The sequence below is a fragment of the Alteraurantiacibacter aestuarii genome (genome assembly GCF_039523595.1).
GTDB lineage: Bacteria > Pseudomonadota > Alphaproteobacteria > Sphingomonadales > Sphingomonadaceae > Alteraurantiacibacter > Alteraurantiacibacter aestuarii.
In genome coordinates, this window is record NZ_BAAAFP010000002.1 from 907244 (window position 1) to 922389 (window position 15146).

The window sequence follows — 15146 nt, forward strand, 5'->3', positions numbered from 1 at the left end:
TGAAACCGCCCGACATGCAGGAGCTTCAATGAACCGCCTCGCGTCCCCCGCGCAATTGCGCGCCAGCCTGCTTCGCTGGTCCCTGTTTCTGGTGCCAACCGTGCTGCTGCTGGGTTTCCTGTCCGGGCAAGTGGCTGGAAGCGCGGCGAATAATCCGTGGTTCGATGCGCTGGTAAAGCCCGCGATCTATCCGCCCCCCGCCACATTCGGCATTGTCTGGGCAACCCTCTACCTGATGATGGGCGTTGCGCTGGCGATGGTCTGCGCCGCTTGGGGTGCCCGCATGCGCGTGCTGGCGATCCTCGCCTTCGTGGTGCAATTCGCGCTCAATCTGGCGTGGTCGCCGATTTTCTTTGCGGAACATGACATTGCACTGGCGCTGGCGGTACTGATCGCGCTGGACGTGGCGCTGGCAGTGACTGTGTGGCTGTTCTGGAAAGTACGCCCGGCGGCCGGGATCATCCTGCTGCCCTATCTGGCGTGGGTGTTGTTTGCCAGCGTGCTCAACTGGCAGTTTCTTGACGCCAATCCCGATGCCAGCGAGATTGAGGTAAGCAACGCCGTGCAACGTTTCGAGTTGTGAAAGCTTGCCAAGAGCGCATCACAATACCAGATAGGTCCCATGCAAAGCGAAAACCCGATCATCGCCGACTTCGTCAAACTGGCCAACAGCGCGGCCGGCACCTTTGCGGGCATGACCCGCGAGGCGCGCGACACTGCGCGTGAGAAAATGAGGGAGGCCATGGGCGGCATGGATTTCGTCAGCCGCGAGGAATTTGACGCGGTCAAGGACATGGCCGCCAACGCGCGCGAAAAATGCGACGTGCTCGAAGCGAAGATCGCCGCGCTTGAGGCAAAGCTGGCCAAATAGGCCGCGCGGCCTGAGGGTGTGCCTGATGGTGCAGTCCGTCAGGCGCCAATCACCGCAAATGGCTCAGTTGCGCTGGAAGAAGCGTCCGGCCTCGTCATGCTGGGCCATGCGCAGGCAGCGCCCCACAACATCGGCATAATGCTCGCTCACCGCGCGTGTCCGGCTCGCCCCGGGCGGCATCTCGCGCACGGCCAGGGTATCGGCCTGCATCGCTTCGATCTTTGCCGCGCGCAGGTCCAGCACGGTGTCGAGCGTATCTTCGGAGGAACTGGCAAGGTTCTGGGTGACCCAGCCTTGCAGGTCATCCTTGTGTACGCGGAACTGCGGCAATTCGCTGCACACATCGCCCATCGCCAGCAATTCGGCATAAAATTCCTGCTGCACCGGGCTGAGCGCGCCCTCCTGCGCCTGTAGCGGCGATGAAAGGCCCGCGCTGGCAAGCGCGGCTGCTGCCATGGCTGCAATCTTCAACATGATGCTTTCCTCTCCCCAGGGATGGGCCCGACAATATCGAAATACAGCCCCGCGCACAAATGCCACCTCCTTGCGGGCCGCTCTCCTTGCAGCTCTGGCGCGAAAGCGGCACATGCATGATCCTATGCACATCCGCGCCCCCGCCATCCTCGTCGCATCCCGCCAGCATGGGGAAACTGCGGTCGTCGCGCGTTTCCTGACCGAGGAATACGGGCTGGTGGCGGCCTATGTCGCGGGCGGGCGCGGGCGGCAGCTGCGCCCGGTGATGATCCCCGGCAATCTGGTGGAGGTGCAGATCTCCGCCCGGTCTGAAAGTCAGCTGCCCTTTGCCAGACCCGAACTGATCGCCAGCCGCGGGCCTTTCATCACGGAGCCGCTGCTCGCCAGCGCCATTGGCTGGACCTGCGCGCTGACCGCCACCGCCCTGCCCGAACGCCAGCCCTACCCGCCGCTGCATTCGGCGCTGGGGGGGCTGCTCGATGCGATCTGCCAGGCACCGTCGGCGCGCGGCTGGACCAGTGCGCTGATCGGCTATGAGGTGCTGCTGCTGCGCGAGCTGGGCTATGGCGGGGAGGCCACCCGTCCCGAAGGCGACCTGCCGCAATTACTGGTGGAAATGGACGCTTTGGCGGCCCCGCTGGAGCACTACCTGCTTGCCGACAGGCGCGGCGATGTTATGGCCGCGCGCGCTCGCTTGAGAGAATTGCTGGGACGGATAATAGAATGAAAGTCGCCAAATGAAGATCGCATGTCTGGCCGGGGACGGTATCGGCCCGGAAATCATGGCAGAGGCCAAGAAGGTGCTGGCGGCACTGGATCTGCCCGATATCGAGACCGCTGACGCCGATGTCGGCGGCGCTGCCTACAAGGCGCATGGCCATCCCCTGCCGCCCGAGACGCTGGCGCTGTGCAAGGCCTCCGATGCCATATTGTTTGGCGCCGTGGGTGATCCCTCGTGTGACAATCTGGAGCGGCACCTGCGCCCCGAACAGGCCATTCTGGGCCTGCGCCAGGCGCTGACGCTGTTCGCCAACCTGCGCCCCGCCACCATGTTTCCGGGGCTGGAGGACATGTCTGCCCTGCGTCCTGAAGTGGCGCGCGAGATCGACCTGCTGATCGTACGCGAACTCAATGGCGATGTGTATTTTGGCGAAAAGGCCATCCGCACTCTGGATGACGGTCGCCGTCAGGGCTTCGATTTCATGTCCTATGCCGAGGACGAGGTGCGCCGCATCGCCCATGTGGCGTTCCGCGCCGCGCAGGGCCGCGACAAGCGTCTGTGCAGCGTGGACAAGGCCAATGTGCTGGAAACCAGCCAGCTGTGGCGCGACGTGGTGATAGAGACATCCGCCGAATATCCCGATGTCGAACTCAGCCACATGTATGTCGACAATGCCGCCATGCAGCTGGTCCGCAATCCCGGCCAGTTCGATGTGGTGGTAACGGGCAATCTGTTTGGCGACATCCTGTCTGACCAGGCGAGCATGTGCGTGGGCTCCATCGGCCTGCTCGCCAGCGCATCGCTGGGGGAAGCGCAGACGGACTTCGGCACTTTCGGACTGTATGAACCGATCCACGGCAGCGCGCCTGATATTGCCGGCACGGGCAAGGCCAATCCGATGGCCATGATCCTCAGCCTTGCGATGCTGCTGCGCCATTCGCTGGGGCTGGAGGCACAGGCGCAGCAAGTTGAGGCGGCAGTGGCAAAGGCGCTGGAAGCAGGCGTGAAGGGTGCCGATCTTGGCGGCGGCGCCGGAACTGCAGAAATCGGCGATGCGATCGTTGATCTTCTGTAAACCGTCAACGATCTGTTAGCATTAACCATGTACCGCACCGGCCCATGGACATGACGCACACAGATCTGCGCCCAGCTGCACAAAGCACCGCGCCAGTTGCCCTGCCGCTCGAACTCGCGGTGGTGCTGCCCACCCTGAACGAGAAGGGCAATATCGCCCCGATGGTTCGGCGGCTGGAAGACGCGCTTGGCCCTTCGGGCTGGGAAGCGGTGTTCGTCGATGACAATTCCACCGATGGCACCGCCGAAGAGGCACGCCGCATCGGCCAGAGCGATCCGCGCATCCGCGTGATCCAGCGCATTGGCCGGCGCGGTCTTGCCAGCGCCGCGATCGAGGGGATGTGCGCCACTGCCGCGCCTTTCGTGGCGGTGATGGACGCCGATCACCAGCACGATCCGGCGCTGCTGAAAGACATGCTCGCCGCAGTCAAATCGGGCGAGGCCGATCTCGCCTATGCCAGCCGTTTTGCCGAGGGCGGCAATGCCGATGGCCTGTCCAGCGCGGGCCGCGAAAAGGGCAGTCGCTTTGCCAATGCCATGGCGCGCAAGCTGACCGGCACCGAACTGACCGACGCGATGAGCGGATACTTCCTGCTGCGCACCGATCAGCTGCGCAAGCAGGCGCAACATCTTTCCGGCATTGGTTTCAAGATCATGCTCGACATTCTGGCGACGGCCAAGCCGCAGCTGACAGTAAAGGAATTCCCCTTGAAATTTGCCGAGCGCCTCGAAGGTGAAAGCAAGCTGGATCACGGCGTGGTCCTGGATTTCGTCGCCGGACTGTATGAGCGCTATTTCGGGCGCTACATCCCCACGCGCTTTGCCCTGTTCGGCACCGTGGGCGGGCTGGGCGTGTTCGTCCACATGGCCGTGCTGGCATCGCTTTTCCGCACCGGTCTGACAGGGTTCACCCTGGCAACGGCGGTGGCCACGATCGTGGCGATGACGTTCAATTTCTGGCTCAACAACCTGCTCACCTACCGCGACCAGAAGCTGTCGGGGCCAGAGGGTCTGTTCTATGGCTGGCTGAAATTCTGCGCCACCTGCGCCGTGGGTGCCTTCGCCAATGTGGCCGTATCATCGATGCTGGAAGCCAATGGCTTCCGCTGGTGGATCGCCGCGCTGGTGGGCGTGGTGCTGGCATCGGTGTGGAATTATGCCCTGTCCAGCAAGTTCGTGTGGGGCCGCTTCCGCTAAGTTTCTCGGAACCAGAAACGATTTCCATCCGTTCCAACGGACATGAAGGGCGCAAGGCTACGCCTCAAACCGTCAGGAGCAAGTCATGGAAATCATTGGTGTTCTGGTCCTTCTTCTGGACATTTACGCAATCTACAACGTGGTCACCAGCGGCGAATCCGTTGTCGGCAAGCTGCTGTGGTCGCTGGGTATCATCGTCTTCCCGGTGGTGGGCTTCATCGCCTGGATGCTGGTCGGCCCCAAGGGCGGCGGCCGCGCTGTCGTCTAACGCCGTACAACAAGCCTGAGGCTGCAAACGCCGCAGTGGTGCGGGACATCCCGCGCTGCTGCGGCGCAGTGCATTTACCGGGCTGAAGATCAGCGCCAGCCGGGCAACCACGCCCAGCGCAGGAACGCCATCTCGCCGTCCAGCGGGGCCGCGGTGAGAATGGGGTAGAACCACGCGAACAGCGCGGCAGATCCGCCAACGATGACGGCAGGGGCAAGCCGCTCCCCCCTTTGCCACAATCGCTGCGTCGCCAGCGCCAGCGCCGCCATGCCAAAGCAGTGCGGCAGCAGGTAATGATAATAGAATTGCACCGGCTTGGGGGCCACGATCCACAGGCCCAGGCTGACCGCATACAGCAGTGCCAGCGCCATGCAGTCCCGCCGCCCGTCCTTCCATCCTGCCCACGCACACCACGCCAGCGCGGGCAGGGCCAGCAGCGATGACAGTGGATTGCCGATCAGCAGCACGCCGCGCTGCGCTCCGTCCGCCTGTTCATACAGATACCAGATCGCCCGCCAGTTGCTCGCCCATTGCCACCACTGGCTCTGATAGGGATGCGGCTTGAGCACCTGCGTCTGCAGGTCGAGCATTTGCGCATGCAGCGCGATCAGGCCCGATGGATTGCCCGAAACCTCGGCATAGAACAGGAACGGCCAGTAGCTGAGCGCATAGATGGCGAGCGGCACCAGCCCCAGCCAGATGGCCGCCTCCCACAAGGTCATGCCGCCAATCGGCCAGCCGCGATTGCTGGTGAGAAAGTGCCATTTTGCCTGCCATGTGCGGGCGATGATGAAGGCGAGGCCGGGCATCATCGCTAGCGGAATGGCGTTCCACTTGCAGGCCATCGCCGCGCCCAGGGCAACGCCGGCAATCGCCAGCCGCCAGCGCGCGGTCTCATGCTCTCGCACCGCGCCCGCGCACATCCACAGCGCCAGCAGCATGAAGCCCGCCATGAAGATATCGAGCATGGCAATGCGCGCCTGCACCAGCAGCGGAAAGCCGGTGATCAGGAAGAAGCCTGTCAGCACGCTGGCTGCCCGGGTGGCGCTGGCGAACCACATGGCGCGCATCCCGGCAAACACCGCCAGCGTGCCAAATATCAGCGACATGATCCGCCAGCCGAGCGTATTGTCGCCAAACACCAGCACGCCCAGTGCGATCATCTGCTTGCCCAGCGGCGGGTGTTCCAGATTGGTGGCGGTGGACAAATCCAGCAGATTGCGCACGGCAGGCAGGTAATGCACTTCATCAAAGAACAGAGCGGAGGGCAGGGTCAGCCGCACTGCGCACAACCCCGCAAACAGCGCCGCTAGCGCGATGTTCCAGCGGATCGGATCAACGGGATGCGGGGGCGCTTCGCTCATCACCGCTGGCGATAGCATTCCCGCAGCCCAACACAAACGCCGATCAACCGGCCTTGGAACTTCACGCCTTACCGTGCCTTTTTAAGCATATGACTGATAATCTTTACCTGTTGTGGTTCGATAATCCCGAAGGCCTGCCGTCCGGCTTTGATTTTCACGGCGATGCGCAGGCGCTAGCTGATGGCATGTGGCTGGTTCGATCCGACCTTACCCGTTCAAAGCTCTATCACCGGGCCAAGTGGCAATTGCCCGATGACGCTCCGCTGCTGCTGGCCCCTCTGGCCGATGACCGCGATGGCTGGCCCAAGTTCAAGGGGCTGGAGGTGGGTGCGCTCAAGTGGTTGCGTCAGGGCGAGACATAGGAGCACGCTTGCCCGCCGCGCGCAGTGCCACTAAACGCGCAACCCATGAAAAAGACCACCGGCACAGATCGCTCCATCACTTCCAACTGGCGCCCGGCCACGCGCGCCGTGCGTGCGGGCACATGGCGCAGCGAACAGGGCGAGACGAGCGAGGCGCTGTTCCTCACCAGCGGCTATACCTATGACGATGCCGCCACGGTAGCCGCGCGCTTTGCGGGTGAGGCCGAGGGCATGACCTATTCGCGCCTGCAGAACCCCACCGTGGCGATGTGCGAGGAGCGTATCGCTTCGCTGGAAGGGGCCGAGGCATGCCGCATGCAGGCCACCGGCATGGCCGCCATGACCACAGCCCTGCTGTGCCAGCTTTCCGCAGGCGACCACGTTGTCGCCGGGCGCGCCGCCTTTGGTTCGTGCCGCTGGCTGGTGGACACTCTGCTGCCCAAATTCGGGATCGAGACCACCATTGTGGATGCGCGCGACAATTCCGCATGGGAAGCCGCGATCAGGCCGAATACCAAGGTGTTCTTCTTTGAGACTCCGGCCAATCCGACGATGGATATTGCCGATCTGGCGTTCATCTGCGGTCTGGCCCGCGCGCATGGCATCACCAGCGTGGTGGATAATGCCTTTGCCACCGCCGCCTTGCAGCGACCGATGGAATTTGGCGCCGATGTCGTCGCCTATTCCGCCACCAAGCTGATGGACGGGCAGGGGCGCGTGCTGGCCGGGGCCGTGTGCGGAAGCGCGCAGTGGATCAATGACGTGCTGCTGCCGTTCCAGCGCAACACCGGCCCCAATTGCTCACCCTTCAACGCATGGGTGGTGATGAAGGGTCTGGAAACGCTCGACCTGCGGGCCCAACGGCAGAGCGAGAACGCGCTGCAAGTGGCCCGCGCCATCGAAGGCCGCGTGCCGACCATGCTCCACCCCGGCCTGCCCAGCCATCCGCAGCACGATCTGGCGACCAGGCAGATGGACAATTTCGGCCCGATCTTCAGCTTCGTGGTCGATGGCAGGGCGCAGGCGCACGCCATTCTGGATGCGCTGGAACTGGTCGATATCTCCAACAATATCGGCGATTCCAAATCGCTGATGTGCCACCCCGCCAGCACCACCCACGCCAACATGGGCGAGGAGGGCCGCGATGCGATGGGCGTGTTCGAAGGCATGCTGCGCATCAATGTCGGGCTGGAAGACCCCCTCGACGTGATCGAGGATCTGGATCAGGCACTGGGCAAGGCCGGGCTGTAACCCACCGTCAACAATTTGAATTCCCTTGCGTCACAGCCTCATATATCTGTGATCGCTGGAAAATAACATACGGGCTGGGACGCATGGCACGTGGCTGAAATTTCGGATTTCTACGCGGCACTGGTCGAATCGACCGATGACGCGATCGTGGCCAAGGACGTCAATGGCACGGTGTTGTCATGGAACCCTGCTGCGGTGCGCCTGTTCGGCTATTCCGAAGCAGAGATGGTCGGCCAGTCGATCGTGCAATTGCTGCCGGATGACAGGCTGGACGAGGAAGTGAATATCCTCACCCGCATCCGCGCAGGCGAACGCGTGGGCCAGTTCTTCACCAAGCGTCGGCACAAGTCGGGCAGGCTGATCGATGTTTCGGTCACCGTCTCGCCTGTGCATGACAAGGACGGCAATGTTGTCGGGGCGAGCAAGATCGCCCGAGATGCAACGCAGGTTCTGGAGCGCGAGCGGCGGTTGCGTCAGAGCGAGGCGCGCTTCCACATGCTGGCGGACAATATCGCCCCTTTTGCCTGGATCGCCGAGCCCAGTGGCAACATCATCTGGTACAACAAGCGCTGGTACGATTACACCGGCACCACGCTTGAGGATATGCGCGGCTGGGGCTGGACCAAGGTGCATCACCCCGATCACGTGGACCGCGTGCGCGAGCATATCAAATCCTGCTTCGAAAGCGGTGAGGAGTGGGAGGATACCTTCCCGCTGCGATCGAAGGAAGGCGAGTATCGCTGGTTCCTCAGCCGCGCCAAGCCGATCAGGGAAGAACACGGCAATATCATCTGGTGGTTCGGCACCAATACGGACATTACCGAGCAGCGCGAACAGGCAGAGCAGATCCGCCTGTTGCTGATGGAAGTGAACCACCGTTCCAAGAACATGCTGTCCACAATCCAGGCGCTGATCCGCCGCAGCGTGAAGGATAATGACGGCTTCATCGCCCGCTTTCAGGACCGGATACGCAGTCTGGCGGTGAATCAGGACATATTGGTGCGGCGCGAATGGCGGGAAGTTCCGGTGGAAGAGCTGGCGCGCCTGCAACTGGCATTCGTGATGGATGCTCCCGGTGAGATCACCATCAGCGGATCGGAATTTCCGCTCAACCCCCGCGCGGCGGAGATCATCGGCATGGCACTGCATGAACTGGCCACCAACTCGCTCAAATATGGCGCCTTGTCGGCGGGTGGCGGGCAGGTGTCGATCGGCTGGGAAGTGGACGAAGAGGGCGGGCTTTTCTCCATGCACTGGACCGAATCCGGCGGCCCGCAGGTTACCGCTCCCGAGCAGACCGGCTTTGGCAGCACGCTGATTGCCGAGGTGCCACGGCGGTTCTTTGGCGGGGAGGCGGGCATTGACTATGCCAGCAGCGGGATCAGCTGGTCGCTCAAGGCACCGCTGGCGATGATCAGGGCAGGACTTTCGCAATCGGCTGCGACGAATTGAGTGCTGGCCCCTTGCCGCGGGCGTCAAACCCGTTACGCTCCCGACTCATGAAGATCAAAGACGCCATGAACCTGCTGTTCCAGCATGTCGCCATCACGGCCGGCGTGACGGTGCGCGTGTCGGTAAACTTCATGCCCGAGCAATCGCGCGTGGAGGCCGGGCGGTGGTTCTGGGTCTACCATATCCGGCTGGAGAACAACCGGGAAGACACGGTGCAGCTGCGCACACGCCACTGGCGCATCACCGATTCGCGCGGAATGGTGAATGTGGTCGATGGTGAGGGTGTGGTTGGCGAAACGCCGATTCTGGCTCCCGGCCAGACGCATGATTACGTGTCCGGCTGCGAACTCACCACCAATTACGGCGCGATGGAAGGCCATTTCACCTTTGCGCAAAGCGACGGCACCCTGTTCGAAGTGGCGATCCCCTTCTTCCCGCTGTCCGCTCCGGCAGAGACGATCTGACCTGGGTCAGGCCAAGCCAGGCTTAGCCTGACTCCGCCCAACTCAGCCCAACTCAGCTCAGGTCCGGTCAAACTGGCTCAGCGTACCCGCGCGGGCGCCACAATCACCGCATTGGCCAGCAGCAGGTCCAGCCCGTCCAGATATCCGCGCACGGTGGGATCATGGGTGAAGCCGATGGCCAGCCCGCTGCCCGCACCCTGCGCCATCAGGAACGGCTTGAAGGCCATCTGGCGGCGGTTTTCGTCCCACACATAACCGCTCGCCAGCAGGCTATCGGCGGCAGCAAAGCGCACCACATTCATGCCATCGTCGCGGTTGAGCGGGGCAAACACCAGATCGCCCGATGCAAATACCACCGGCGCGGCATCGTCATATCCGGCGGACAGGAAATTGTCGGAATCGATGGCGGTGTGGAGCAGCGCGCCGGGCAGCGTATCGGGCCGGCGGGCGTTGTCGGCTATGGCCGCGCGATAGGCGGCCTCGTCTGCGATGGCTTCACCCGCCACCATCGTTGCGGGGTTTTCCTCCTCCTTGGAAGGCTCTCCGCCCAGCACGGTTTCGCGCGCGGTGGCGAACAGCGCATTCTCGCTGCCGGTGAAGCCGAGCATGGCATTGCCCAGCACCACCACCACGCCGCCTTCGCGGGCATAGGTGGCGATTGCGCCGCGTGCGGCTTCATCCAGGCTGCCTTCTGTTTCCGGCACGATCAGCACGTCATAGCGCGCCAGATCGGCCACGGGCAGGGTGCCGGAGCGGATCGGGGCGACGGGAATGCCCAGCCGCTGCTCCAGCGTATAGCGCGCAGAGCCGGCCGATGTCGGGTTGACGCCGTCATCCCACACCATCGCCACCTTGGGCATGGCGAGGCGCACGAAATGGTCCGAGCCAAGGTTTGGCCCGTCATCCACCCAGCCATTGTCCAGCGCCACCACTTCCGCGCCGATCTGGCGGGCGAGCGAGGTCAGATCGCCGATGGTGTCCGGGTTGTCGGCGCGGGAGAACACCACCGTGCCGCGCGGGAATTCGCGCGCGCCAATGGTGAATGCGGCATCGGTGGAGCGGCCCTCCAGCCCGGCAGCCAGCGCTTGCGCCACCAGCCTGACCTGGCCGCTGTCGGTCCACGGCACGGCCAGCCCGAAGGCGCCCGCGTCCGCCGCCATCGATGGCAGCGGGTCCTCTGCGGTGATGGCGGTCCCGCCCGCCACGGTGTTGCACAGCGCGACGTCGAGACCGGACATCATGCCCACGCTCCACGCCGTGGTGTCATACAGCTCATGCTCCAGATCGCGGTTGCGGCGCGATTCCTGTTCGGAAACGAAGTCCGCCGGCAAATCGGTATTGGCATCGAGCAGGCTGCGGATCAGCCGCGCCGCGCCCTGCCGGCGATCAACCGCCAGATAGCCGCGCGGATAATTGACCCCGCAGGCGCTGGCCGGGCCTTCGATGCGGCGCACGGCAATTCCCTGAAACGCCAGCCGCCGGGCGAGCTGTTCACCGTTCCACCGTCGCTGCGCCAGATCGATCACATAGTGGCCCGTGCCCGCCGCGCCGCCGATCGCGCTGCGGCGATAGTCGGCATAATCGTTCAGGAACATGTCGGCATTGCGCGCCACCGTTTCCGCCGTTGCCAGCGTGGTGATGAAGTGATTGCGCACCCCGTCGGCATAGGTCAGCATGGACCCGTCCGTGCGTTCCCACACCTGCCCGCGCGCGCTGGATTGCTCGTAAGTCATGGCGATCGAACCGTTCAGCGTGGGCCATGTGTCACCATAGCCTGGATAGAACAGGTCAAAGACCTCGCGCGTGTAATAGGTCTGTCCCAGCCCATCCATTGCAGCGGCCACATTGCGGCCCAGCAGCACCTGCTTGGCGCGCTGGCCCTGCGTGACATTGGGATTGAAGGGATCGGCGGATGGCGGGAAGAAATAGGACGAATCGCCGCCCATCTCATGCGCATCCACCAGCACCACCGGCTGCCATTCGCGCACGGCGGTGATCTTGCCGCGCGTTTCGGGCTGGGTCAGCGCAAACCAGTCACGGTTGAGGTCGAACAGGTAGTGGTTGAAACGGCCGCCCGGCCAGGGCTGGTCATGGCCCGCCGTATAGCGATCGGCGAAGGGCTGAATGCCCAGCTGCTCGCGGTACTTGTTGACGAAGCGGCCGCGCCCGTCGGGGTTCTGGCTGGGATCGATGATCACCACCGAATTGCCCATGATGGTATCGACCATCTCATCACCCTGTGCGGCCAGCAGGTGATAGGCCAGCACCAGCGCGGCATCGGTGGAGGAAATCTCGTCCCCGTGCACGCCATAGGACAGCCACGTTACCGGCAGGATATTCGACAGCGCCTGCGGGGAGGTGCCATTGGCCAGCTGCGACAGATCGGCGCGTACCGCATCGATGCGGGCCATGTTGGCGGCTGATGTGACCACCGCATAAACCAGCGGGCGACCTTCCCAGCTGGTGGCATACTGGACCAGACGGAACCGGTCCGGTGCAGCCTGTTCCAGCGCCCGCAAATAGCTCAGCGCCTCTTCGGGAGAGCTGATGCGCGTGCCGGTGGCGTGGCCCACCACCTGTTCCAGCGTCGGAACATCATCCGCAAAGCGCCCTTCCAGCAAGCTCTGTGCCTGCGCCGGATTGGCAGCAAGGCCGGCAAGGGCAAGTATGCAAAGGGAGAAGGCAGCAAGCAGGCGCTTCATGATATGCTCCGGCAGGAAAGGACGGTTGGCTGCTTCCTGTAGTTTCAGGTGCAATCGGTCAAGCTCTGTTGCGCTTGCCCCCGCAGGTCCGCCGCATTACAGCGCGGCTTCCCATGAAGCGCACCCATCTGCCCCTCAACGCCTTGCGCGTATTCGATGCCGCCGCGCGGCACCTGAGTTTCACCCGTGCAGCGGATGAGCTGGCGGTGACGCCTGCCGCCGTGGGCCAGCAGATCCGCGCGCTGGAAGATGTGCTGGGCGTGGTGCTGTTTCGGCGCACGTCAAAGGGGCTGGAACTGACCGATGAAGCGGTCAGCGGGCTTGATCCCTTGCGCGAAGGCTTCCTGCGCTTTGAGGAAAGCGTGCAGGCGATGCAGTCTGGCCAGTCCAGTTCCAACTATACTATCGCCGTGCCGCGCGAATTCTATTCCCAGTGGCTGGCCACGCGGCTTGCCAGTTTCCGCCAGAACAACCCCGAAGTGCGATATCAGCTGATCGCCGATGAGGATGCCGACTTTACCGAGGCCAACCTCGATGTCGCCATTCGGCTGGTGGAGGGACCGGGAGAGCTGGAAGGCGTGCAACTGGCCCCCGGACGCCGCGTGACTGTGGCCGCGCCCGGTGCCATCGCTTCAGGTGCCGCCGATGGCTGGATCAGCTGGCCCGCTTTCCCCGCGCCCGAAGGCACCGATGCATTGTTGCAGGTGGGCAATGCCGGACAGGCGCTGTCCTCCGCACTGGCGGGCCTTGGCCGCACGATCATGCCTTTCCCCCTGGTGGCGGAGGCGCTGGAGAATGGCCGCCTCATCAAGCTGGCCGAAGAAGAAGATTGCCGCCGCGCATACTGGCTGATCGCCCCGCGCCCGCAATGGCGGCAGAAGAAGGTCAAGGCGCTCGTCGAGCATCTGACTCAATAGGTGTTCGCCCGCGCATCCGCGCGTCCATCCTGTGACTGGACGGGCAGGCAGGCTGCCCCCGCTGCGGGCGACCGTTCGGCCTTGCGGTCGCTGCGTGAGCGTTTATCGCTCTCCACAATGGAAACCGTGCCGACCCTCACCACCACCCGCTTCACCATGCGGCCATTGCAGCCGGGCGATGAGCACGTGCTGTTCAAGTCCTACAGCGATCCCGATCTGATGCGGTACTGGAGCCGCGGTCCGTTCGACAATGTCAACGATTTGCGCAGCTGGTTGTTCGATCGCGGCTGGGGCGGGCGCACATGGGTGGCGGTGCCCCATGCCGGCGGCGATCCGGTGCTGCGCGTGATAGCCAGCGAGGCGGGACGGGAAATATCGGAAATCGGCTACATGATCGTGCCGGGGCATGAACGGCAGGGCATTGCCCGTGAATGCCTGACCGCGCTGATCACCCATCTGTTCCGGGTTGACGGCGTCCACCGCATCTTTGGCGATGTCGACCCGCGCAATATTCCCTCCAACCGTTTGCTGGAGGGGCTGGGCTTCACCCGCGAGGCGCATCTGCGCGATGCGATGAAGACGCATCTGGGCTGGTGCGACACGTGGCTATGGGGCCTGCTGGAAGATGAATGGAGCCTCTAGGCCCGATTAATCTTTGACCTGCTAGGCACAATATGGTGCCTGTGGGTGATTGCCCGCGCGGGCAATGATCTGAAGGGGGAATTACATGGTTTTCAGGATTGGCAAGGCTGCACTTCTGGCCGGCGCGGCGGCTATCCTCGCGCCCGTTTGTGCATCGGCACAAGATGTTCGCAATCTGGATGACGCAGCCAGCGAAGTGCGCATCTTTACCGATGAGGTGGGCACCACCCCTGTGCGATACCGCTATACCATCGCGCCCATGACATCGCTGCTGATCGATGTGATCCCGGCAGCAGGGTCGGACCTTGATCCGATGCTGACCGTCACCGATGTCGCCAGCGGCGAAGTGCTGGCCGAAGATGACGATGGCGGCGAAGGCCTGGCCTCACGCGCGCGCATCTTCTCGCAGGAAGGCCAGCAGATTGAAATCATGGTCAGTTCCTATGCCTTCTTCTCCGGAGAGGAGACCACCGGCAGGTTTGAGCTGCAATTGCGCCCCTCCGCCTATCGCCCCGCGCCCACCCGCGCGGTGAGCTTCGATTCCACCACGCGGGACACGCTGTCCGAAGGGACCAGCCACCTGTTCACCATCCACGGTGAGGAAGGCCAGCTGCTGGAAGTGGCGATGATCGCCAATGATGAGCTGATCGATCCCACGCTGTCGATCTTTCAGGGCAGCACGGCCGATGGCGAGCCGCTGGCCAGCAATGACGATGGCGGGGAAGGGCTGAACGCGCTGCTGCGTTTCGTCCTGCCCGAAAGCGGCACCTATACGATCAAGGCCGAACCATTCGAAGGCACGTCTGGCGAATACACCTTGCGCGTTGCCGCGGCGAGTTTCCCCGTCCTGCAATCGCCGCAGCAGGCGATCGGGCTGGGCGAGCGCCTGTCCGGTACGCTGGGAGAGGGGTATGAGAACGGTTCGATCGATCCCTCGCAGATCACCTACCAGCTGACCGAGGAAGCCATCGCCGCCATCCGCTCGGGCAGCGGAGAGGTGACCTTCAACATGACCACGCCGCTGTTTGCGGAGGATGACTTTGGCAGCAATGTCGATGCCTACCTCGAACTGGGGCTGGAGACGCCGATCGGCTTTGCCAGCCTGATGAGCGACGACGATGGCGGAGAAGGCCTCAATTCGCGCATCGCGATCGATCTTGGCCCGCTGGCGGATGAGCCGGGCTGGCTGGAACGGCTGCGCCTGCACGCCAGCTCCATCGGTTCGGGCGGTGCGTTCGAGATCGAGGTGGTCGAAGGCCTGCAACCTGTCGATGACGGTTTTGAAGGCGACGAGAACTATGATGGCGGCCCGCCGACATTCAGGCCTGCACCGGCAGACTGATTGCGCAGCCTCTGATCCCGGACCTCGGCATGACCGGGCCTGGTG

At 63.5% G+C, this 15146-nt stretch carries 16 protein-coding genes; 13 read left to right on the forward strand and 3 right to left on the reverse strand.

The features are described 5' to 3' along the window. The first annotated feature begins 28 nt into the window (after positions 1–28). Both ABDZ98_RS07950 and ABDZ98_RS07955 read left to right on the forward strand, forming a co-directional pair. Entirely contained in the window at positions 29–583 is a 555-nt protein-coding gene (locus tag ABDZ98_RS07950; RefSeq protein WP_160589796.1) for a TspO/MBR family protein, read from the forward strand. Positions 584–622: 39 nt separating this feature from the next. After that, positions 623–871, forward strand: a complete 249-nt coding sequence (locus tag ABDZ98_RS07955) for an accessory factor UbiK family protein (protein ID WP_160589795.1) — start codon at positions 623–625, stop codon at positions 869–871. A 63-nt stretch (positions 872–934) separates the two neighbouring features. Here the strand turns inward: ABDZ98_RS07955 and ABDZ98_RS07960 are convergent, their stop codons facing one another. Then, a complete protein-coding gene (locus tag ABDZ98_RS07960) occupies positions 935–1345 on the reverse strand; it encodes a hypothetical protein (RefSeq protein WP_160589794.1) in 411 nt (136 codons plus the stop codon). Between the two features lie 124 nt (positions 1346–1469). On the opposite strand from ABDZ98_RS07960, the gene recO reads away from it, so the two are divergent. The 4 genes from recO to ABDZ98_RS07980 all read left to right on the forward strand — a co-directional run bounded on the left by recO (position 1470) and on the right by ABDZ98_RS07980 (position 4605). Next, positions 1470–2072, forward strand: coding sequence for a DNA repair protein RecO (recO, locus tag ABDZ98_RS07965; RefSeq protein WP_160589793.1), 603 nt, complete (start codon positions 1470–1472; stop codon positions 2070–2072). Positions 2073–2082: 10 nt separating this feature from the next. Next, positions 2083–3141, forward strand: a complete 1059-nt coding sequence (gene leuB, locus ABDZ98_RS07970) for a 3-isopropylmalate dehydrogenase (protein ID WP_160589792.1) — start codon at positions 2083–2085, stop codon at positions 3139–3141. Between the two features lie 44 nt (positions 3142–3185). Further along, positions 3186–4337 carry a glycosyltransferase family 2 protein gene (locus tag ABDZ98_RS07975; protein ID WP_160589791.1) on the forward strand — a complete coding sequence of 384 codons (1152 nt, stop codon included), beginning with the start codon at positions 3186–3188 and terminating at the stop codon, positions 4335–4337. Positions 4338–4422: 85 nt separating this feature from the next. Then, positions 4423–4605 (forward strand): PLD nuclease N-terminal domain-containing protein, encoded by a 183-nt coding sequence (locus ABDZ98_RS07980; protein WP_160589790.1) that lies wholly within the window; start codon positions 4423–4425, stop codon positions 4603–4605. Positions 4606–4694: 89 nt separating this feature from the next. Here the strand turns inward: ABDZ98_RS07980 and ABDZ98_RS07985 are convergent, their stop codons facing one another. After that, entirely contained in the window at positions 4695–5969 is a 1275-nt protein-coding gene (locus tag ABDZ98_RS07985) for a glycosyltransferase family 39 protein (protein ID WP_160589789.1), read from the reverse strand. 89 nt (positions 5970–6058) lie between these two features. On the opposite strand from ABDZ98_RS07985, the gene ABDZ98_RS07990 reads away from it, so the two are divergent. From ABDZ98_RS07990 to apaG, 4 genes are all read left to right on the forward strand, one after another. Further along, positions 6059–6331, forward strand: a complete 273-nt coding sequence (locus ABDZ98_RS07990) for a hypothetical protein (protein ID WP_160589788.1) — start codon at positions 6059–6061, stop codon at positions 6329–6331. A gap of 45 nt (positions 6332–6376) precedes the next feature. Further along, on the forward strand, positions 6377–7582 hold the full coding sequence (locus tag ABDZ98_RS07995) for a trans-sulfuration enzyme family protein (RefSeq protein WP_160589787.1): 1206 nt from the start codon (positions 6377–6379) through the stop codon (positions 7580–7582). A gap of 90 nt (positions 7583–7672) precedes the next feature. Then, a complete protein-coding gene (locus ABDZ98_RS08000; RefSeq protein WP_337190146.1) occupies positions 7673–9034 on the forward strand; it encodes a PAS domain S-box protein in 1362 nt (453 codons plus the stop codon). Between the two features lie 65 nt (positions 9035–9099). Next, positions 9100–9498, forward strand: a complete 399-nt coding sequence (gene apaG, locus ABDZ98_RS08005; RefSeq protein ID WP_160590231.1) for a Co2+/Mg2+ efflux protein ApaG — start codon at positions 9100–9102, stop codon at positions 9496–9498. A gap of 77 nt (positions 9499–9575) precedes the next feature. Here the strand turns inward: apaG and ABDZ98_RS08010 are convergent, their stop codons facing one another. Beyond that, positions 9576–12200, reverse strand: coding sequence for a M14 family metallopeptidase (locus tag ABDZ98_RS08010; protein ID WP_160589786.1), 2625 nt, complete (start codon positions 12198–12200; stop codon positions 9576–9578). A 113-nt stretch (positions 12201–12313) separates the two neighbouring features. Here ABDZ98_RS08010 and ABDZ98_RS08015 point away from each other — a divergent pair, with 113 nt between their 5' ends. The 3 genes from ABDZ98_RS08015 to ABDZ98_RS08025 all read left to right on the forward strand — a co-directional run bounded on the left by ABDZ98_RS08015 (position 12314) and on the right by ABDZ98_RS08025 (position 15101). Further along, positions 12314–13117, forward strand: a complete 804-nt coding sequence (locus tag ABDZ98_RS08015) for a LysR family transcriptional regulator (RefSeq protein ID WP_160589785.1) — start codon at positions 12314–12316, stop codon at positions 13115–13117. Between the two features lie 117 nt (positions 13118–13234). Then, positions 13235–13759, forward strand: coding sequence for a GNAT family N-acetyltransferase (locus ABDZ98_RS08020; protein WP_160589784.1), 525 nt, complete (start codon positions 13235–13237; stop codon positions 13757–13759). Positions 13760–13844: 85 nt separating this feature from the next. Beyond that, positions 13845–15101, forward strand: a complete 1257-nt coding sequence (locus ABDZ98_RS08025) for a hypothetical protein (protein ID WP_160589783.1) — start codon at positions 13845–13847, stop codon at positions 15099–15101. Positions 15102–15146: the final 45 nt, after the last annotated feature.

Bases quoted from the DNA above. Each gene is read 5' to 3' on its own strand.
- ABDZ98_RS07950 (WP_160589796.1), top strand. From the start codon at position 29: ATGAACCGCCTCGCGTCCCCCGCGCAATTGCGCGCCAGCCTGCTTCGC.
- ABDZ98_RS07955 (WP_160589795.1), top strand. From the start codon at position 623: ATGCAAAGCGAAAACCCGATCATCGCCGACTTCGTCAAACTGGCCAAC.
- ABDZ98_RS07960 (WP_160589794.1), bottom strand. From the start codon at position 1,345: ATGTTGAAGATTGCAGCCATGGCAGCAGCCGCGCTTGCCAGCGCGGGC.
- recO (WP_160589793.1), top strand. From the start codon at position 1,470: ATGCACATCCGCGCCCCCGCCATCCTCGTCGCATCCCGCCAGCATGGG.
- leuB (WP_160589792.1), top strand. From the start codon at position 2,083: ATGAAGATCGCATGTCTGGCCGGGGACGGTATCGGCCCGGAAATCATG.
- ABDZ98_RS07975 (WP_160589791.1), top strand. From the start codon at position 3,186: ATGGACATGACGCACACAGATCTGCGCCCAGCTGCACAAAGCACCGCG.
- ABDZ98_RS07980 (WP_160589790.1), top strand. From the start codon at position 4,423: ATGGAAATCATTGGTGTTCTGGTCCTTCTTCTGGACATTTACGCAATC.
- ABDZ98_RS07985 (WP_160589789.1), bottom strand. From the start codon at position 5,969: ATGAGCGAAGCGCCCCCGCATCCCGTTGATCCGATCCGCTGGAACATC.
- ABDZ98_RS07990 (WP_160589788.1), top strand. From the start codon at position 6,059: ATGACTGATAATCTTTACCTGTTGTGGTTCGATAATCCCGAAGGCCTG.
- ABDZ98_RS07995 (WP_160589787.1), top strand. From the start codon at position 6,377: ATGAAAAAGACCACCGGCACAGATCGCTCCATCACTTCCAACTGGCGC.
- apaG (WP_160590231.1), top strand. From the start codon at position 9,100: ATGAACCTGCTGTTCCAGCATGTCGCCATCACGGCCGGCGTGACGGTG.
- ABDZ98_RS08010 (WP_160589786.1), bottom strand. From the start codon at position 12,200: ATGAAGCGCCTGCTTGCTGCCTTCTCCCTTTGCATACTTGCCCTTGCC.
- ABDZ98_RS08015 (WP_160589785.1), top strand. From the start codon at position 12,314: ATGAAGCGCACCCATCTGCCCCTCAACGCCTTGCGCGTATTCGATGCC.
- ABDZ98_RS08020 (WP_160589784.1), top strand. From the start codon at position 13,235: ATGGAAACCGTGCCGACCCTCACCACCACCCGCTTCACCATGCGGCCA.
- ABDZ98_RS08025 (WP_160589783.1), top strand. From the start codon at position 13,845: ATGGTTTTCAGGATTGGCAAGGCTGCACTTCTGGCCGGCGCGGCGGCT.